This is a genomic window from Nonomuraea sp. NPDC005650 (assembly GCF_040605375.1).
In the GTDB taxonomy this organism is placed as follows: Bacteria; Actinomycetota; Actinomycetes; order Streptosporangiales; family Streptosporangiaceae; genus Nonomuraea.
On record NZ_JBEXCR010000003.1, the window covers coordinates 333,887 to 351,715 of the forward strand.

The following is a 17,829-nucleotide window of genomic DNA, read 5'->3' on the forward strand; positions in this document are numbered from 1 at the left end:
GATGCTTTCTCCGTGAGAGCCGTGAAAGTCCCCCGCTCCTACGGGAGCGGGGGACGATGGGTCAGGAGCCGGAGGGCTGGAGCTGCGTGAGGGTCTCGAAACCACCCAGTTCGAGCCAGTTGTGCCACATCACGGCCGGGGTCTTGGGCGTGCTGCCCGCCGCGGCCGGCCAGTTCTTCCAGACCTGGTTGCTCGACTGCGCCCAGAGGCCGTTGTACCAGAGCGGGATCACCGGCAGGTCGTCCAGATGGATCTGCTGGAGCTGGGAGGTGATCTTCTTCATGCCCTCGATGTCGTCGGTCTTGATCTGGTCGAGCTGCTTGGTCAGGTCCCAGGCCCGCTTGTTCTCGTAGCGGGCGAAGTTGACGGTGTTCTGCTGCTTCTGGATCGGGAGCTGGAAGAGGTACTCGTAGTAGGTGTACGGCGAGTTCGACAGCTGCCGCTCGTTGTTGATCAGCAGGTCGAAGTCGCCCTTGGCGCGCTTCTCCACCAGGGCGTTGAAGTCGGGGAAGTCCGGGGTGATCTGGATCCCGGCGGTCTTGGCGCTGGCGGCGATGGACCTGGCCGACTCCATCCAGTCCGTCCAGCCGGACGGGACGATGATGCTCAGGCCGATCTTGGAGCCGTCCTTGTTCTCGACGTAACCGTCGCCGTCGGTGTCCTTGTAGCCGGCGTCGGCCAGCATCTTCTTCGCCTTGGCCGCGTCGAAGGAGAATCCGGACTTGGCCACCACGTTCTGGTCGACGTACTGCTCCCACTGCGGCAGCAGGCCGGTCGGGCTGGCGGCCTTGACGAGGTTGCCGTACACGCCTTCGACGATCTTCTTGACGTCGATCGAGGAGGCGAGCGCCTTGCGGAAGGCGGGGTCGTCCATGGGCTTCTTGGTGGTGTTGGGCACCAGCCACGCGGTGTTGGCCGACAGCATGTACGGGGGCTCGCTGTAGTAGGTCGTCAGGCCGAAGTTGCCCTTCACGAGGTTGGCCACGCCGGGCAGGAAGTTGTTGCTCAGGTCCATGCCCTTCTGCAGCAGCAGGCCCATCGCGACCTCGTTGCTCGGGGTGGCGATGTCGACGATGTAGCGCGGCTTGGGCTCCATGTTCAGCGCGCTCTTGCCCCACCAGTCGTCGCGCCGCTGCAGCACCACGCGGTCCTGGTCCTTGGCCGTGAACTTGTAGGCGCCCGTGCCCACCGGGTTCTCGTTGACCCCGTCGAGCACCTCCTTCTCCGAGCGGCCCTTCCAGATGTGCTCGGGGACGATCGACCGGTTGAACAGGTTGAAGTCCCACTGCTGGTAGTTGGCCGTGGTGAAGCCGAACTTCACCGTCTGGTCGTCGACGGCCTCGACGCTCTTCAGCCAGGTCCACAGGTTGTGGTACGGGATCGTCTCCATCTTGCCGAGCTCGAAGGAGAACACCACGTCCTTGGCCGTCAGCGGCTGTCCGTCGGACCACTTGACGCCCTGGCGGAGTTTGACCTGGTACGTCTTGTCGTCGGTCCACGAGCCGCTCTCGGCCAGCCAGGGGGTCAGCTTGCCGGCGGTCGCGTCATAGTGGAACAGCGTCTCGTACACCAGGCCCTTGGTGCCCGTGGCGTGGTCCCATTCCCTGATGGGGTTGAAGTTGGCGGGCGGCCCCCACTGGGTGCCGGTCGTGTAGAGCGTCTCGTTGCGCGGCAGCGAGTCGGGGTTGGCGTCGGCCACCGCGCCCTGGCTCTGCGGCTGGGAGGCCGGTGGGGTCGGCGTGGCTCCGCCGCCGCTGCAGGCCGCGGCGAGCAGGCCCGCCGCCACGAGCGGAATCATGATCCGAGCCCGGTTTCGCATCGCTTCTCTCCTTCCTCCGCGCGGGGCGCGAAGGTTCGCACGTCTTCCATCGACCCCCGATGGGCCGGCTTGCTCTCTGGGAGCGCTCCCAGGAAGGATGCGGAACGCGCTCCCGCCCTGGAGACCGGTGAGCGATCACTTTGGAGTAGTCACAGGCCACGAGACCTGCTGAACCGGATAAGTACCGCGAACGTAAGTTCACGATGTCCGCGCCGTCAATAGCCGTGACGTTTTCGAGACGTGCCCCGCAAACGCTCTCACGGGCCGTGGACGTTCAACTAACCGGTTCAACCCGGAGCCCGGGAACACCTCCGAAGTTGACCTCGATCGCACTTGAGGTTGCACGGTGGAGCGCATGGAGAGCTTCACGATCGGCGTCGTCCTGCCGGGGATCGCCGTACAGCGACGCGACGGCATCGACCTGCCGGCCGCCGCGCGGCACGCCGAGGACGCCGGGCTGGACGGCGTGTGGCACGGCGACCACCTGGCCGTCGGCGGGCCGACGCTGGACGGGCCCATCGCCCTGGCCGCGGCGGCGGCGGGCACCCGGAGGATCAAGGTCGGCCTGAGCGTGTTCGTCCCCGCCATCCGGCCCCTCGCGTGGGCCGCCAAGCAGATCGCGACCCTGCAGTACGTCACCGGCGACCGCCTCGTCCTGGGCGTGGGCTCGGGCGGCGGGCCCGAGCAGTGGGCCGCCGCCGGGGCGCCCTACCGCTCGCGCGGCCGGCGTACCGACACGGCCCTCGAACTGCTGCCCCGGCTGCTGGCGGGCGAGGAGACGCGGTTGCGGGACGAACCCGGCGAGCCGCCCGTGCGGCTGGCGCCCGCCGCCACGATGCCGCCGGTGTGGGTCGGCAACGCGTCCGACGCGGCGATCCGGCGGGCGGCGCTGCTCGGCGACGGGTGGTTCCCGTCCCTGATCCCGCCCCGGGAGGTGGCCGAGGGCCGGTCCCGGCTCGCGGAGCTGGCCACGGGACGGGGCCGTCCCGCACCGGTCATCGCGATCGGCGGTACGGCTGCCCTGGGGTCCGGCGACGGCGTCCCGTCGCGGGAGGAGACCGCGTCGGGGATCGCCGCCGCCTACGGCCGCCCGCTGGAGGAGGTCCTGCCGATCCCGCTCACCGGCCGGCCCGAGCAGGCCGCCGAGCGGCTCGCCGCCTACCGTGACGCCGGGGCCGCCCACGCGGTCGTCGGCGTGGCCGGCGGCGACTGGCGCACCCAGGTGGACCTGCTGGCGGAGGTACGCGCCCTGCTGCGGTGACTCCCGCGTCGGTGCGGCCTTGCGCTCAGAGCCAGCCCATGCGCTGGGCCGTGCGGATGGCCTCCAGCCGGTTCTGGGCGTTGAGCTTGGTCATCGCGCTCGACAGGTAGTTGCGCACGGTGCCCTCGGTCAGGTGCAGCTCGGCCGCGATCCGCGAGATCGTGGCCCCGTCGCCGGCCAGCCGCAGCGCGTCGCGCTCGCGCTCGGTCAGCGGGCTGTCGCCGGCGGCCATCGCGGCGGCGGCCAGCTCGGCGTCGAGGTAGCGGCCGCCCGCCTGGACCTTCCTGATCGCCATGGCCAGCTCCTCCGCCGAGGCGTCCTTGCCGAGGAAGCCGCTCACCCCGGCCGCCATGGCCCTGCGCAGGTAGCCGGGGCGGCCCAGGCTCGTCAGGATGACGATCTTGCATTGGGAGCTGATCTGCTCGGCCGCGCTGAGGCCGTCCATGCCGGGCATCTCGATGTCGAGCACGGCCACGTCGGGCCGGTGCTCGGCCACGGCGGCCACGACCTCGTCGCCCCTGCCCACCTGGGCGACGACCTCGATGCCCTCCTCGAGGTCCAGCAGGGCCGCGATGGCGCCGCGGATCAGGTGCTCGTCGTCGGCCAGCAACACCCGGGTCGTCATGCCGGCACCGCCGCCCGCAGCAGGTAGCGGCCCTCGCGCGTCGGCGCGGCCTCCAGGGTGCCGCCGACCGCGCGTACGCGCTGGGCCAGCCCCGCCAGGCCGTTCGGCGCGTGCTCGCCCGCCGGCCCGCTCACCCCGTCGTTGGACATCTCCAGCACCCCATCCTCGATCGTGATCGTGCAGCGTTCGGCCGTGCTGTGCTTGAGCACGTTGGTGGCGCCCTCGCGCACCACCGTGGCCAGCAGCGTGCGGGTCTCCGGCGACAGCGAGCCCGTCTCGGCGCGCACGGTGCATCGTACGTCCGCCGCCTCCAGCACGGCCCGTACGCTGGCGAGCATCTCGTCCAGGTCGACGGCCCGGTAGCTCTGCACGACGGAGCGCACCTCGCGCAGCGACCGCCTGGCCAGGTCGCGCACCGCGAACATCTCCCCGGCCGCCGCGGCCGGGTCGGCGGGCAGCGTGCGCGACGCGCCCTCGGCGCGGGCCGCGATGTCGGTGAGGCTCTGCCCGAGCAGGGCGTTCAGGTCGCGGGCGAAGCGCAGCCGCTCCTCCGAGACCGCCAGCCTGGCCTGCGCCTCCTGCCCCTCGTACGCCTCCTTGGCCACCCGCCAGAGCCACAGGTTCGTCAGCACGCCGCCCACGCCCATGCCGGTGAACACCGACTGCACCAGGAGCGTGCCCCAGATGGGCGCGCCCAGCAGCGCCACATAGAGGTTGAAGAGCACGATCGACAGGACCGACACGACCACGATGGTGCGCCTGCGGACGAAGGGCCCCAGCATGCCCAGCCATGCCGGGATGGCCCACATGAACGTGGTGGCGAACATGATCAGGATGATCACGCCGCTCACCGCCAGGATCGCGGTGGGCCGCCGGCCGCCCCGCATGGCCACCCGGTGCGGCCGGGTCGCCAGCACGTTGAAGACCAGCAGCAGAATTACGCCGGTGAGGACCACGGGCCACGGCACTCCGAGCTGCCAGCGGACAAAGAGGTCGTAGTAGCCGAACAGGGAGAGCAGATTGACGAGGTCGGTCGAGTAGGCGATCACCCAGCGGATCTTGTCCAGCTTCGTCGCACGGCGTCTCACGCGGGCACCGCCGCTCGCAGCAGGAACTCGCCTGTCGGGGTCGGCTGGGCGGAGAAGGAGCCGCCCGCCGTGACCAGCCGCTCCGACAGGCCCCGCAGGCCGCTGCCAGGGGCGGAGGGGCGCCCGTCCACACCGTCGTTGAGCATCTCGAGCACGCCGCCGTCGATCGTGATCGCGCAGCGGGTGGCCGCGCTGTGCTTGAGGACGTTGGTGGTGCCCTCGCGGACCGCCCACGCCAGCAGCGTCCTGGCGGCCGGCGACAGCCCGTCGGCCCTGGCGTCGATCAGGCAGCGCGCGCCGGCCGCCTCCAACGCCACGCGCGCGCCGGCCAGCTCGTCGTCGAGGTCGAGCGTCTGGTAGCCGTGCACCGCCTGCTGCACCTCGGCCAGCGACTCGCCGGCGAGCCGGTGCACCTGGGCCATCTCGGACGCGGCCCGCCCGGTGTCCTTGGTCGCCAGCTTGGCGGCCAGCTCGCTCTTCAGCGTGATCACCGACAGGCTGTGCCCGAGCAGGTCGTGCAGGTCGCGGGCGAAGCGCAGCCGCTCCTCCGACACCGCCAGCCTGGCCTTGGCCTCCTTGCCGTCGTGGGCGTCCCTGATCGTCCACCAGATCCAGCGCCAGAGCAGCATGGCCACCGTCAGCGCGACGGCGCTGAGCGTCTCGGGCACGAACACCTCGAACCAGGGCGCGCCCGTCACGGCCATGACGTAGCCACTGGCCAGGCCGACCACGGCCACGCCGAGGCAGAGCGTCGCGGGCAGCGGAAGGTACAGGGCGGCCATCGACAACCACAGGACGCCGATCTCCAGCCAGGTGGGCACGCCCTCCAGCTGCTGACGCGGCACCAGCAGCACCGCGACCGCAGCCATCAGCCCCGCGGCCACCAGCTTCGGCGTGGGCCGCGGCTTGGCGTCGTAGGCGTCCCTGAGCAGGAAGGGGAAGAGGCCGAAGCACCCCAGCAGGCAGACGAGGACGACCGCGGCGTTGAGCGGGGAGATCCGGCCGCCCCACAGATACATGACGGTGAGCACGACGAACATGACGCCCAGGAGCATGATCGCGGCGTCCATCCAGTAGAGCAGGATCTTCCGCGCCGTCTCCGGACGGGCCGCCATCACGCCTTCCCCCTGCCCCTGGAAACCTCGCCGGTCGCGAAAATCCTATAGTCAGGGAGAGGTCTGCCAAAGAATTCGCGACACGTCCGGCTTCGGGGCGACTCCGCGCAGCGACAGCCAGGCCAGGCCGTGGCGGGCGGCGTAGGCGGCCAGTGTCCGGGCGTCGACCTCGTTCAGGTCGCCCTCGCCCGCCAGCACCGGGGTGAGCGCGATGTGCGGCCACGCCTCGTCGGGGTCGGCCAGGCCCTGGGCCCGCGCGATCTGGTCCCTGGCCACCAGCACGGCCTCCGCCACCCGGCGCAGGCGGCCGTCCGGGGCGTCGCGCGGCTCGATCTCGGCCAGCAGGTTGACGGTGCCGATCTCGGCGCCCTCCCGGCGGGTGGCCCGCAGCATCTCCACGTCGCCGGAGCCCAGCCCGTCCGACTTCAGCGGCAGCGTGAAGCTGACCTGGAGCCGCCGCTCGCGCTGCATGGCGTAGATGGCGCGCGCCCGGCGCAGCACGGCGGCCCCGTCCTTGCTGTCGCTGACCTCGAAGTCGATGGCGTCGGCGTCGAACGCGCCGACCACCCTGCGGTAGGCGGCCGCGAGCCCGCCCGGCCTGGTGCAGGTGTCGGCCAGTTCCTCCCCCTCCGGGCCGCCGAACACCGGCGCGGCGTCGCCTCCGAGCGCCCTGAGGCGGCCGATCCGGTTGGCCACGGGGTTCTTGCCTGGATCGAGCGGGTCGGCGTGGGAGGGACCGTTCCACTTGGGCGCGCAGCCGTCGTCGCCCGCGACGAGGTGGCCGAGCGCGTACCGGCGGACTCCGGTGCGCTTGGACTCCTTGGGCAGGTCGAACTCGGGCTCGCGAGCGGTGTCGACGAACTCCACGAACGCCGCCTGCGCCTCCACCGCCGCCGGTGGCGAGGCGGCAGGGGTATGCCCCGCCACCGGCGGCTTCGGCGCGAGCGTGGCGCCCGCGGGCAGCAGGCGCACGATCGTTCCGGTGGCGCCGGCGAGCACGAGGGCCCCGAGGATCGCGAGCGGGCGCGGAAGCGTGCCCGGCTCCCTCTTGTGCCGCGGCATAGGCCACCCCATGTGGTCATTCGGCTACGTACCGGCGCTGAAACGAACGGTAGCAAGCGTGTCAGCCGCTGTGCGGGCCTTTTCCGGCACGCGTCCGTTCTGTGCGGATAATGTCGTCATGAAGCTGCGGATCTTCACCGAGCCCCAGCAGGGCGCGACATATGACGACCTGCTCACCGTCGCCCAGGCCGCCGAACGGCTGGGTTTCGACGCTTTCTTCCGTTCCGATCACTACATGCGCATCGGGCCCGGCGATCCGGGCGTCGGCTCGACCGACGCGTGGATCACGCTGGCCGGCCTGGCCAGGGAGACCTCGCGGATCCGGCTGGGCACGCTGGTGTCGCCGGCCACGTTCCGGCTGCCCGGGCCGCTGGCGATCAGCATCGCGCAGGTCGACCAGATGAGCGGCGGCCGGGTCGAGCTGGGCTTCGGCACCGGCTGGTTCGACACGGAGCACGCGGCGTACGGCATCCCGTTCCCGCCGCAGAACGAGCGGTTCGGGCGGTTCGAGGAGCAGCTCGAGATTCTCACGGGCCTGTGGACCGCCGAGAAGGGCTTCTCGTTCGAGGGCAGCTACTACCGGGTGGCCGACTCCCCCGCGCTGCCCAAGCCGGTGCAGCAGCCCAGGCCGCCGATCATCATCGGCGGGTTCGGCGCCAAGCGCACGCCGCGGCTGGCGGCCACGTACGCCGACGAGTACAACCTCCCGTTCCACACCCTGGACGACACGGAGAAGGCGTTCGCGCGGGTGCGCGCGGCCTGCGAGACCACGGGCCGCAGCCTGACCTACTCGGTGGCGCAGACCACGGTCGTGGGGGCGGATCGGGCGGAGGTCGAGCGGCGCGTGGCCGCCATCGGCGAGAACCCCGACACCCTGCCCGTGGGCGGCCTGTGCGGCACCCCGGCCGAGATCGTGGAGAAGATCGGCAAGTTCGCCGAGCTGGGCGCCGAGACGGTCTACCTCCAGATCATGGACCTGAACGACCTCGAGCACCTGGAGCTGATCGCCGCGGAGGTGCTCCCGCACGTATAAGTAATCATTGGCGGTGCTTCGCGACGGTACGGCAGACTTGGGGCGTGCTGCTGACGATCACGACCACCGCGAGACCCGCCACTGACCTGGGCTTCCTCCTGCACAAGCATCCCGAGCGCGTGCAGGAGTTCAGCCGGTCGTTCGGCACGGCGACGGTGTTCTATCCCGAGGCGGACGAGGAGCGCTGCACGGCGGCGCTCCTGCTCGAGGTGGATCCGATCGCGCTGGTCAGGTCGCGCGGCAAGAGCTCGCCCGACTTCAGCCTCTCGCAGTACGTCAACGACCGCCCCTACGCGGCCTCCTCGCTGCTGGCCGTGGCGCTGGCCGACGTGTTCCGCACCGCGCGGGCGGGCCGCTGCGCGGCCAGGCCCGAGCTGCCGGGCACGCCGCTGCCGCTGGAGCTGCGGCTGCCCGCGCTGCCCTGCCGGGGCGGCCCCGAGCTGGCCGCCCGGCTGTTCGAGCCGCTCGGGTGGGAGGTGGACGCGCGGGCGGTGCCGCTCGACGAGGGCTTCCCCGAGTGGGGCGATTCGCGCTATGTCCGGCTCACCCTGCGCGGCACGGCGCGCCTGGCCGACGCGCTCAACCACCTGTACGTGCTGCTGCCGGTGCTCGACGACGGCAAGCACTACTGGATCGCGCCCGACGAGGTCGACAAGCTGATCAGAGCGGGCGAGGGCTGGCTGCACGGGCACCCGGAACGCGGCCTGATCACCCGGCGTTACCTGGGGCGGCGCTGGGCGCTGGCCCGTACGGCGCTCGCGCGCCTGGCCGAGCTGGGCGACGAGACCGAGGAGGAGCTGGAGCCCGCGGTCGAGGAGGACGCGCCCGCCGGGGAGACCGCGGCCGACGAGGCGGCCGCCGCCGAGGCCGAGGCCCAGGGCGACGCTCCCCAGGAGGAGGCGGCGCCCAAGGCCAAGCCGCTCAACCTCCGGCGGCGCGAGGCGGTGCTGGCCAAGCTGGCGGAGCTCGGCGCGGTCAGCGTGATCGACCTGGGCTGCGGCCAGGGCGAGCTGGTCGGCGCGCTGCTGGCCACGCCCAGGTTCGCCAAGGTCGGCGGCATGGACGTCTCGCCGATGGCGCTCACCATCGCCGCCCGCAAGCTGCGCCTGGACCGCATGCCCGACAGCAAGCGCGCCAGGCTCACCCTGTTCCAGGGCGCGCTCACCTACACCGACAAGCGGCTGTCCGGCTACGACGCCGCGGTGCTCATGGAGGTGATCGAGCACGTCGACCCGCCGCGCCTGACCGCGCTCGAACGCGTCGTGTTCGGCCGCGCCAGGCCCGGCCACGTGCTCGTCACCACCCCCAACATCGAGCACAACGTCCGCTACGAGTTCCTGACCGGCCTGCGCCACCCCGACCACCGCTTCGAGTGGACCCGCGCCGAGTTCGCCGCCTGGGCCACCAGGGTCGCCGGCGAGTACGGCTACCAGGTCGCCTTCGAACCGGTCGGCGACGACGACCCCGAGGTGGGTCCGCCGACCCAGATGGGAGTGTTCACCCGTGATCAGCGTTCCTGAGCTCTCGCTGGTGGTGCTCGTCGGCGTCTCGGGCAGCGGCAAGTCGACGTTCGCCGGGAAGCACTTCAAGCCCACGCAGGTCATCTCCTCCGACTTCTGCCGGGGCCTGGTCTCCGACGACGAGAACGACCAGTCGGCCACGCCCGCGGCGTTCGACCTGCTGCACCACATCGTCGGCGTGCGGCTGGCCAGGGGCCTGCTCACCGTGGTCGACGCCACCAACGTCCAGTACGCGGCCCGCAAGGCCCTCATCGACCTGGCCAGGAAGCACGACGTGCTGTGCGACGCGATCGTGCTCGACGTGCCCGAGGAGGTGGCCATCGAGCGCAACGCCACCCGGCCCGACCGCGACTTCGGCCCCGGCGTGGTGATCCGCCAGCGCAAGGAGCTGCGGCGCTCGCTGAGCAGGATCTCCAACGACGGGTTCAGGCGGGTCCACGTGCTGCGCGGCCTCGACGAGGTCGACGGCGCGGTGGTCACGTACGAGAAGGCCTGGTCCGACAGGACCGAGCTGACCGGACCGTTCGACATCATCGGCGACGTCCACGGCTGCCGCTCGGAGCTGGAGACGCTGCTGCGCCGGCTCGGCTGGGAGGGGCTCACGCACCCGGAGGGGCGCACGGCGGTGTTCGTCGGCGACCTGGTCGACCGCGGGCCCGACACCCCCGGCGTGCTGCGCCTGGTGATGGACATGGTCGAGGCCGGCACCGCCGTCTGCGTGGCCGGCAACCACGAGCAGAAGCTGGTGCGCGCGCTCAACGGCCGCAAGGTCACGGTCGCGCACGGCCTGCGGGAGTCGCTCGACCAGCTCGCGGAGCAGGAGCCGGAGTTCGTGGAGCGGGCCAGGACGTTCATGGACGGCCTGCTCAGCCACTACCGGCTCGACGGCGGCCGGCTCGTGGTCGCGCACGCGGGCCTGAAGGAGGCCTACCACGGCCGCGCCTCGGGCCGGGTGCGCGCGTTCGCCCTGTACGGCGACACGACCGGCGAGACCGACGAGTACGGCCTGCCCGTCCGCTACCCGTGGGCCGACGAATACCGGGGCCGGGCGATGGTCGTCTACGGCCACACCCCCACGGTCCGCCCCGAGTGGGTGAACAACACGATCTGCCTCGACACCGGCTGCGTCTTCGGCGGCCACCTGACCGCGCTGCGCTACCCGGAGCGGCAGATCGTCCAGGTCCCGGCGGAGAAGGTGTGGTACGAGCCGGCCAAGCCCCTCGGCACCGGCTCGGCCCGCGACCCCGGCATGCTGGACATCAACGACGTGACCGGCACCCGGCACGTCGAGACCAGGTTCGGCACCAGGGTCAAGGTCCTGGAGGAGAACGCGGCCGCGGCCCTGGAGGTCATGAGCCGGTTCGCGGTGGACCCGCGCTGGCTGGTCTACCTGCCACCCACCATGGCGCCGCCGGAGACGTCCAGGCTCGACGGCTACCTTGAGCACCCGCACGAGGCATTCGAGGAGTTCGCCGCCGCCGGGGTGCGCGAGGTCGTGTGCGAGGAGAAGCACATGGGCTCGCGGGCCGTGGCCGTGCTGGCCAGGACGCCCGAGGCGGCGGCGGAGAGGTTCGGCGTGACGGACGGCGGCACGGGCGCCGTCTACACGCGCACCGGGCGGCCGTTCTTCGACGACACGGCGCCGCTGGTGACGCGGTTGCGCGAGGCGTGCGAGCCGCTCTGGGCGGAGCTGGACTCCGACTGGGTGGTGCTCGACTGCGAGCTGCTGCCCTGGTCGGCGAAGGCGGGCGGGCTGATCAGGTCGCAGTACGCCTCCGTCGGCGCGGCCGCCCGCGCCGCGCTGCCCGAGGCGGTCGCGGCCCTGGAAGCGGCGGCCGGGCGGGGACTGGATGTGGGCGGACTGCTGACCCGCACCCGGCGCCGCTCCGGCAACGCTGCCCTGTTCCGCGACGCCTATGCCCGCTACTGCTGGCCGGTCGACGGTCTCGACGGCATCCGGCTGGCGCCGTTCCAGATCCTGGCCTGCAAGGGGCGGGCCACGGCGCTGGAGCCGCACGCCTGGCACCTGTCCACGCTGGCGCTGCTCGACTCGCCGCTGATCACCCGCACCCGGCACGTCTCCGTCACGCTCGACTCGCCTGAGTCGAGGGCTTCGGCGACCGAGTGGTGGGAGTCGCTGACGGCGGCGGGCGGCGAGGGCATGGTGGTCAAGCCCGCCGCGTACGCGCCCGGCCGGGTGCAGCCGGGGGTGAAGGTGCGCGGGCGCGAATACCTGCGCATCATCTACGGCCCCGACTACACCGAGTCGCTCGACGTGCTGCGCCGGCGCTTTCTGGGCAAGAAGCGTTCGATGGCGCTGCGCGAGTACGCGCTGGGGCTGGAGGCGCTGTCGCGGCTGGCGGACGGCGAGGCGGCCTGGCGCGTGCACGAGCCGGTCTTCGCGGTGCTCGCCCTGGAGTCGGAGCCCGTGGACCCGCGGCTCTGACTAACGGTATGACCTGCGGGTATGTCCCCCACCACGGGGAAGGACCTGCATGGCTACCAAGCACGCCCACCATGAGCACCTCGGCCACGTCGTCTTCATCGCGGCGGCCGCCGCGATCGGCGGGTTCCTGTTCGGCTACGACAGCGCCGTCATCAACGGCGCCGTCGTCGGCATCCGGAAGTACTTCCACGTGGGGCCGGTCGAGATCGGGTTCGTGGTGGCCATCGCGCTGCTCGGGTCGGCCGTGGGGGCGTGGGCGGGCGGCGGGCTGGCCGACCGGCTGGGGCGTACGCGGACGATGCAGGTGGCGGCGCTGCTGTTCGCGGTCAGCTCGATCGGGCAGATGCTGCCGTTCGCCATCTGGGACCTCGCGTTCTGGCGCGTGATCGCGGGGTTCGCGATCGGCATGGCGTCGGTGATCGGGCCCGCGTACATCGCCGAGGTGGCCCCGCCCGCCTACCGGGGCCGGCTGGGCTCGTTCCAGCAGCTGGCGATCGTGCTCGGCATCGCGGTCTCGCAGCTCGTCAACTACCTGATCGCCGAGGCGGCCGGCGGCAACGTGAACAACCCCCTCTGGGGCCTGCAGGCGTGGCAGTGGATGCTGGGCGCCTGCGTCGTGCCGGCCGTGCTCTACCTGATGTTCGCGCTGATCATCCCCGAGTCGCCGCGCTACCTGATCATGTCGGGGCGCACCAGGAAGGCCCGCCAGGTGCTGGCCGAGATCGAGCCCGAGGACGTGGACATCGAGGCCCACATCGCGGAGATCCAGCACGTGCTGCGCACCCAGCGCGTGCCGGGCCTGAAGGACCTGCGCGGGCCCGCGCTCGGGCTGCTGCCGATCGTCTGGATCGGGATCGGGCTGTCGGTCTTCCAGCAGTTCGTCGGCATCAACGTGATCTTCTACTACTCGTCCGTGCTGTGGCAGTCGGTCGGCATCAACCAGAGCGCCTCGCTGCTGATCAGCTTCTCCAGCTCGATCATCAACATCGTGGGCACGTTCATCGCGATCTCGCTGGTGGACAGGATCGGGCGCCGGCCGCTGCTCCTGATCGGCTCCGCGGGCATGGCGGTCTCGCTGGCCACGGCGGCGTGGGCGTTCAGCGCGGCCAGGCCGGCAGGGCAGACGGTCACGCTGCCCGACCCGCAGGGGCTGATCGCGCTCGTGGCGGCCAACGTGTTCGTGCTGTTCTTCGCCCTGTCCTGGGGCGTGGTGGTCTGGGTGCTGCTGGGGGAGATGTTCCCGAACCGCATCCGCGCCGCCGCCCTGGGCGTCTCCGCCGGGGCGCAGTGGCTGGCGAACTGGGCGGTCACGGTGACGTTCCCGGCGATGGCGGCCTGGAACCTGCCGGCCACCTACTCGGTCTACGCGTTCTTCGCGGTGCTGTCGTTCCTGTTCGTCGCCAGGCGGATACGCGAGACCAAGGGCCGCAGACTCGAGGAGATGGGCTAGTCTCCGGCACGTGATCGACGATGTCCTGGCCCCCTCGCTCGACGTGCTGTTCTGCGGCATCAATCCCGGCCTCATGTCCGAGGCCACCGGCCACCACTTCGCCCGCCCCGGCAACCGCTTCTGGCCCGCGCTGCACCTGTCCGGCTTCACCCCGCGCCAGCTGGCCCCCGCCGAACAGCACCTGCTCCCCTCGTACGGGCTCGGCATCACGAACATCGTCGCCCGCCCGAGCGCCAAGGCGTCGGAGCTGACCAAGGAGGAGCTGGCCGAGGGCGGCCTGGCCCTGGCCGCGAAGGTGGCGGCCGCGGCGCCGGCGGTCCTGGCGGTGCTGGGGATCTCGGCGTACCGCACGGCCTTCGCCCGGTCCAAGGCCCGCATCGGCCCCCAGGAGGAGCTCGTCGGTGGGGCCAGGGTCTGGGTGCTGCCCAACCCGAGCGGGTTGAACGCCCACTGGACCCTGGCCACCATCGCCGACGAGATGGGACGACTGCGCGCCTACCTGGCCGCGAAGTCCTGGGTCCAGTAGATCCGGCCCTGGGAGTTCTTGGCCACGCCGACGCCGATCAGGTTGTACCGGCAGTTCATGATGTTGGCCCGGTGGCCCTCGCTCTTCATCCAGCCGTCGACCACGGAGGCCGGGGAGGGCTGGCCGAAGGCGATGTTCTCGGCGAAGGCGTTGCCTCCGCTGAAGCCGGCCCCCCGGATGCGGTCCATGAAGCTGCGGCCGTCCTTGGAGGTGTGGTCGAAGAAGCCCTGTTTCGCCATGTCGTCGGAGTGGCCGAACGCGGCGGCGCGGAGCTGCGGGTCGTGCTTGAGCGGCTGGCAGCCGCCCTTGGCCCGCTCGGCGTTGGTCAGCCTGAGGACCTCGTTCTCCTCGGCCGTGCCGACCGTCCCGCCGCCGGACGCCGGAGGCGGCGCGGTGAGGGTCGGAGTCGGGGTCGGGGTCGACGTGCCGGTGGGGCTGGGAGAGGGCGTCGGCGTGCTGGCGGGGTCGCAGGTCAGCCGGACGGCCCGGGACTTGGAGGTGCTGCCGCGGTAGTCGGTGGCGACCGCGTAGTAGGTGCCCGGTTTGCAGGCGAGTGTCAGGGTGATGCGGCCGTTCTTGGAGGCCCCGCTCTTGACGACGGGGTCCGGGCCGGGGACGGCGCGCTTGATGCGGATACGCAGGAGTGCGGTGTCGTCGCAGTTGCGACGGGTGGCGAATGACTTGATCTTCAATGCGTTGGTGAGGCTGGGCTTGGCCACTTTCACGCGGCACGAAGCCGCCGCCACAGCCGAGCTCTGCGCAGCGGCCTCGGCCGCACTGATCGGCGCGCAAAGCGTCGCCAGGCCGAGAAGGCCGGCAAGTACCCCAATGGGTCTACGCATAGGGGATTCCCTCCAGTTGCCATAGACGCTGGATGGCAAGGCATTCTGTCGGGAACGAGACCGACTTGTCACTAAATTGCGACATAATTCTCGCAACTCGGGTAAACCAGAGTGCCACCTGAGGCGTCAGTGCCCCCGCCGGCGCGGACCCGAAACCCCGGCCTCGCCGGGCTTTGCGCGCCCATGGCTCCCGTGGAAGCCACCTGGAGATACGCGGGGGATCGCTTGGGGGTTCAAAGGGCAGACGGGGCCCATCGGGCGGATGGCGTCCATTGGGGCGGGTGGGGCTCATCGGGTGCTCATCGGGCGGACGGGGCTCATCGGGCGGACGGTGCAGCGGGCGGAGGAGGGACCCCGGCTCATCCGCGAGACGGGCCGGGGTGACGAATCACTGCTTGACCAGCAGCGCCACGCACTCCACGTGGTGCGGGTCCCGCCCGAGTGAGAGTTGACCCAGAACGGCGTGGAGCCGATCTTCGACGCGGGCGTGTCCGCGCGGGCGTGGTTCACGTCCCAGCGGCAGGTGACCCCGGCCGGCTGACCCGCGGGACGACTACGGTCGTCCGCTGGTGATCCAGGGGCACGTCGAGCATCGCACGACGGCCCCCGCTCTCCTCGGAAGGGCGGGGGCTGTTTCGTCGTGTCCACGCCTCCTGAGGTGCTCCAGCGCGGACGCCGCGGGGCGTCAAGCTATGTGCTGTGCCTGCCAGCCGTCGAGGCTGAATGCCTGGTCATGACGGTACGCGTCGATGCCGGTACGGATGTAGGTGACGACGTCGTCGGGAAGGTCGTCGAGCGCGAACCAGTCGATCTTGTCGCACTTGGCGGGTTCGGCGTTGGTGGGCTCGCCTGCCCAGCGGGTGGCCGCGAAGAACACGCCGATGCGGGCCTGGCCGTCAGGGTCGGCGTGATGGCACAGGCCCGCGAATGTGAGATCTGCGGGGTCGATGACGATGCCGAGCTCTTCGCGGGCCTCACGCGCCGCACCCTCAGGCAGGGTTTCGCCGGCGTCGAGGCAGCCGCCGGGTACCGACCAGGAACCGTCGGCGAAGCCGGTGTTGGCTCGCAGCAACAGCAGGACCTTGCCTGCCGCGATGAGGATCAGATGGACGCCGACGTGGGGCCGGAACGGTTCGGATGGTGTGGCCATGGCCGTGCTCCCCGCAGTGGGCGATGCGTCGTGGGTGTCACGCTACGCGGCCACACAGGGAGTACGGGTCTGTCTGCCAGGACGACTTTCTAGGTGTCGGTGCGAGGCTGCTGGACGCCGGCCATCACGTGGACCATGTCGGCGAGGTGGATGGCGAGCTGCTCCGGGGTGCGGCCGTCGGTGTGCAGGTGGTACGCGGTGGGGTCGCTGTCGGCGATCTGGTCGTAGTGCTCCTGCAGCCGTCGCAGCAGGGCGCGGTCGGCGATCAGGTCGCGGTCGGAAGCAGTCTGGTCGGGCTTGACGGTCATCCGGGCGGTCAGCTCGTCCAGGTCGGTGTGCAGGTAGACCGTCAGGTCCGGCTGGGCCAGGTAGCCCACGAAGGGTGCGATGGTCGCCTCGACGGTGGCGTTGTCCAGGCCGTGCACGGCGGAGTGGTTGGCAATGACGGAGTTGACGTAGCGGTCGGCGACCGCATGCCCTGTCTCCAGCGCCTGCCGGGCCAGGTCCGAGGCGTGCAACGCCCCGGCGAGGTAGAAAGCCAGCTGCGGCAGCGCCTGGGCGCGGGCGTTGATGTACGGCTGTAGGTCCGACACCGGGGCGGGCACCGTGTGGAAGAAGCGGCAGTCCAAGCGCTCGGCGAGGTTCCGGGCGAGTGTGGACTTGCCCGATCCGCTGATCCCTTCCAGGACTACGAAGACGCCCGATCGTGGCGTCTCGGCTGGCTGGTAGGCGGCGGGCAGCTGGTTGCCGATGCTGGGGCGGGGGGCGGCGATGGTCATTGCAGCGTCCCTTCGGTGAAGGCGTCCAGGTGGGCGGAGACGGCCGCCAGCAGGCCGGCCGGGTCCTGCGCGGACGGGGTGACGTCCAAGCGGAGATCGGGGCGGAGCAGGCACGGGCTGAGCTCGCCGGCCGAGTCCAGGCGCAGCGCCCAGAACCCCTCGATGCACTGCGCAGTCTTGGGGCAGGTGGCACACTGGCCGACGTGGTGGCGGCCGAGGGAGGCGTCGATGACCTCGATGGTCATCTCCCCGCGCCGACCGGGGATGATGAAGACGCGGCGGCCCTGCCCGGTGCCGGAGGTGACCACCTTCTCGGCGGTGGCGATGGAGCGCAGGTAGGCGCTGATGTCACCGGAAGCCACCTTGACGCCGCCAAGGTCGGCGTTGTGGTCGGTGTCGACCAGTTCGATGATCTGCAGGCCCGTTCCGAGTTCGCGGGCGTAGGCGATGATGTCCATCACCTCGTGGGCATTCTGCTCCTGCAGCAGCAGGTTCAACTCGACGATCGGGATGTCGTCGACGGCGGCCTCGATCCCGGCCTTGATCTTGGCGATGTCGCCGGGTTCGCCCTCGGCGATGGTGGCGATGGAGGTGTCGGAGAAGTAGTGCAGCGAGACCTTGATCCGGTCCAGTGCGGTGGCCGCCAGCCAGTCGAGGTCCTTGGTGAGCGTGAGCCCGTTGGTGATCAGCGTGGTGGTGTAGTCGCTCATCTGGTGCTGGGCCAGGCCCTGAAGGATCGGGCGGGCGAGCGGGGACAGCAGCGGTTCACCGCCGGTGAAGAAGACGCGGCTGATCCCGGCGGCGGTCATCGTGTTGATCGCGGACAGGAAATCGTCGGTGCCCAGTGCCCGGCGACGGGGCCGAATGGTGCGGTCGTGGTGGGTGATTCTGGGTGGGATTTCGCCTTCGTTGTGGCAAAACCAGCAGCCCAACTGGCAGCGCGGGGTGAGCGAGACGCGCAGCTGGCCGCCGCGGCGAGCGAAGTCGGCGCCGCCTCCGGCGAATCGTGGCATGGGTAGATCGGTAGGCACGTCGTCCTCCGACAGGGGTTGAGGGCCGCCCGGGCTGGGGCGGCGGTGGCGGCTCGCACCTTCGAGCCATCGGCTTCCAGCA

General features: G+C 71.0%; 16 protein-coding genes. 7 read left to right on the top strand and 9 right to left on the bottom strand.

Annotation, left to right across the window (positions count from 1 at the left end):
- Nucleotides 1-61: 61 nt before the first annotated feature.
- A complete protein-coding gene (locus ABZS69_RS07035) occupies nt 62-1,819 on the bottom strand; it encodes an ABC transporter substrate-binding protein (protein WP_355367819.1) in 1,758 nt (585 codons plus the stop codon).
- Nucleotides 1,820-2,174: 355 nt separating this feature from the next.
- On the opposite strand from ABZS69_RS07035, the gene ABZS69_RS07040 reads away from it, so the two are divergent.
- Nucleotides 2,175-3,080, top strand: a complete 906-nt coding sequence (locus ABZS69_RS07040) for an LLM class flavin-dependent oxidoreductase (RefSeq protein ID WP_355367822.1) — start codon at nt 2,175-2,177, stop codon at nt 3,078-3,080.
- A gap of 25 nt (nt 3,081-3,105) precedes the next feature.
- Here the strand turns inward: ABZS69_RS07040 and ABZS69_RS07045 are convergent, their stop codons facing one another.
- The 4 genes from ABZS69_RS07045 to ABZS69_RS07060 are packed head-to-tail and all read right to left on the bottom strand — an operon-like array spanning nt 3,106 to nt 6,970.
- Nucleotides 3,106-3,705 (bottom strand): response regulator transcription factor, encoded by a 600-nt coding sequence (locus ABZS69_RS07045; RefSeq protein WP_355367824.1) that lies wholly within the window; start codon nt 3,703-3,705, stop codon nt 3,106-3,108.
- A complete protein-coding gene (locus tag ABZS69_RS07050; RefSeq protein ID WP_355367827.1) occupies nt 3,702-4,793 on the bottom strand; it encodes a histidine kinase in 1,092 nt (363 codons plus the stop codon). Before ABZS69_RS07050 ends, ABZS69_RS07045 begins: the two co-directional genes overlap by 4 nt.
- Nucleotides 4,790-5,908, bottom strand: a complete 1,119-nt coding sequence (locus ABZS69_RS07055) for a histidine kinase (RefSeq protein ID WP_355367830.1) — start codon at nt 5,906-5,908, stop codon at nt 4,790-4,792. Before ABZS69_RS07055 ends, ABZS69_RS07050 begins: the two co-directional genes overlap by 4 nt.
- Before the next feature lie 51 nt (nt 5,909-5,959).
- A complete protein-coding gene (locus ABZS69_RS07060; protein ID WP_355367833.1) occupies nt 5,960-6,970 on the bottom strand; it encodes a hypothetical protein in 1,011 nt (336 codons plus the stop codon).
- A gap of 118 nt (nt 6,971-7,088) precedes the next feature.
- Between ABZS69_RS07060 and ABZS69_RS07065 the strand changes: the two genes are divergently transcribed.
- The 5 genes from ABZS69_RS07065 to mug are packed head-to-tail and all read left to right on the top strand — an operon-like array spanning nt 7,089 to nt 13,945.
- Nucleotides 7,089-8,003 carry an LLM class F420-dependent oxidoreductase gene (locus ABZS69_RS07065; RefSeq protein WP_355367836.1) on the top strand — a complete coding sequence of 305 codons (915 nt, stop codon included), beginning with the start codon at nt 7,089-7,091 and terminating at the stop codon, nt 8,001-8,003.
- A 44-nt stretch (nt 8,004-8,047) separates the two neighbouring features.
- Nucleotides 8,048-9,523, top strand: a complete 1,476-nt coding sequence (locus ABZS69_RS07070; RefSeq protein WP_355367839.1) for a 3' terminal RNA ribose 2'-O-methyltransferase Hen1 — start codon at nt 8,048-8,050, stop codon at nt 9,521-9,523.
- Nucleotides 9,507-11,969 (top strand): polynucleotide kinase-phosphatase, encoded by a 2,463-nt coding sequence (locus ABZS69_RS07075; protein WP_355367842.1) that lies wholly within the window; start codon nt 9,507-9,509, stop codon nt 11,967-11,969. Before ABZS69_RS07070 ends, ABZS69_RS07075 begins: the two co-directional genes overlap by 17 nt.
- 49 nt (nt 11,970-12,018) lie before the next feature.
- The gene (locus ABZS69_RS07080) at nt 12,019-13,419 is read left to right on the top strand and encodes a sugar porter family MFS transporter (RefSeq protein WP_355367845.1); all 1,401 of its coding nucleotides are present in this window, start codon (nt 12,019-12,021) and stop codon (nt 13,417-13,419) included.
- Nucleotides 13,420-13,429: 10 nt separating this feature from the next.
- Entirely contained in the window at nt 13,430-13,945 is a 516-nt protein-coding gene (gene mug / locus ABZS69_RS07085; protein WP_355367848.1) for a G/U mismatch-specific DNA glycosylase, read from the top strand.
- Here the strand turns inward: mug and ABZS69_RS07090 are convergent.
- Nucleotides 13,915-14,637, bottom strand: coding sequence for a CAP domain-containing protein (locus ABZS69_RS07090; protein WP_355367851.1), 723 nt, complete (start codon nt 14,635-14,637; stop codon nt 13,915-13,917). The genes mug and ABZS69_RS07090 overlap by 31 nt on opposite strands.
- 412 nt (nt 14,638-15,049) lie before the next feature.
- Here ABZS69_RS07090 and ABZS69_RS07095 point away from each other — a divergent pair, with 412 nt between their 5' ends.
- Entirely contained in the window at nt 15,050-15,232 is a 183-nt protein-coding gene (locus ABZS69_RS07095; protein WP_355367854.1) for a hypothetical protein, read from the top strand.
- A 240-nt stretch (nt 15,233-15,472) separates the two neighbouring features.
- Here the strand turns inward: ABZS69_RS07095 and ABZS69_RS07100 are convergent, their stop codons facing one another.
- The 3 genes from ABZS69_RS07100 to ABZS69_RS07110 form a co-directional block, all read right to left on the bottom strand.
- Entirely contained in the window at nt 15,473-15,937 is a 465-nt protein-coding gene (locus ABZS69_RS07100) for an NUDIX domain-containing protein (RefSeq protein ID WP_355367857.1), read from the bottom strand.
- Nucleotides 15,938-16,026: 89 nt separating this feature from the next.
- The gene (locus ABZS69_RS07105; RefSeq protein ID WP_355367860.1) at nt 16,027-16,716 is read right to left on the bottom strand and encodes a deoxynucleoside kinase; all 690 of its coding nucleotides are present in this window, start codon (nt 16,714-16,716) and stop codon (nt 16,027-16,029) included.
- A complete protein-coding gene (locus tag ABZS69_RS07110) occupies nt 16,713-17,729 on the bottom strand; it encodes a radical SAM protein (protein WP_355367863.1) in 1,017 nt (338 codons plus the stop codon). Before ABZS69_RS07110 ends, ABZS69_RS07105 begins: the two co-directional genes overlap by 4 nt.
- Between the last annotated feature and the right edge of the window lie 100 nt (nt 17,730-17,829).

What these genes read in the sequence shown, in the direction of transcription:
- ABZS69_RS07035 (WP_355367819.1), bottom strand. Translation starts at nt 1,819, where the DNA reads ATGCGAAACCGGGCTCGGATCATGATTCCGCTCGTGGCGGCGGGCCTG.
- ABZS69_RS07040 (WP_355367822.1), top strand. Translation starts at nt 2,175, where the DNA reads ATGGAGAGCTTCACGATCGGCGTCGTCCTGCCGGGGATCGCCGTACAG.
- ABZS69_RS07045 (WP_355367824.1), bottom strand. Translation starts at nt 3,705, where the DNA reads ATGACGACCCGGGTGTTGCTGGCCGACGACGAGCACCTGATCCGCGGC.
- ABZS69_RS07055 (WP_355367830.1), bottom strand. Translation starts at nt 5,908, where the DNA reads ATGGCGGCCCGTCCGGAGACGGCGCGGAAGATCCTGCTCTACTGGATG.
- ABZS69_RS07060 (WP_355367833.1), bottom strand. Translation starts at nt 6,970, where the DNA reads ATGCCGCGGCACAAGAGGGAGCCGGGCACGCTTCCGCGCCCGCTCGCG.
- ABZS69_RS07065 (WP_355367836.1), top strand. Translation starts at nt 7,089, where the DNA reads ATGAAGCTGCGGATCTTCACCGAGCCCCAGCAGGGCGCGACATATGAC.
- ABZS69_RS07080 (WP_355367845.1), top strand. Translation starts at nt 12,019, where the DNA reads ATGGCTACCAAGCACGCCCACCATGAGCACCTCGGCCACGTCGTCTTC.
- ABZS69_RS07095 (WP_355367854.1), top strand. Translation starts at nt 15,050, where the DNA reads ATGGCGTCCATTGGGGCGGGTGGGGCTCATCGGGTGCTCATCGGGCGG.
- ABZS69_RS07100 (WP_355367857.1), bottom strand. Translation starts at nt 15,937, where the DNA reads ATGGCCACACCATCCGAACCGTTCCGGCCCCACGTCGGCGTCCATCTG.
- ABZS69_RS07105 (WP_355367860.1), bottom strand. Translation starts at nt 16,716, where the DNA reads ATGACCATCGCCGCCCCCCGCCCCAGCATCGGCAACCAGCTGCCCGCC.
- ABZS69_RS07110 (WP_355367863.1), bottom strand. Translation starts at nt 17,729, where the DNA reads ATGCCACGATTCGCCGGAGGCGGCGCCGACTTCGCTCGCCGCGGCGGC.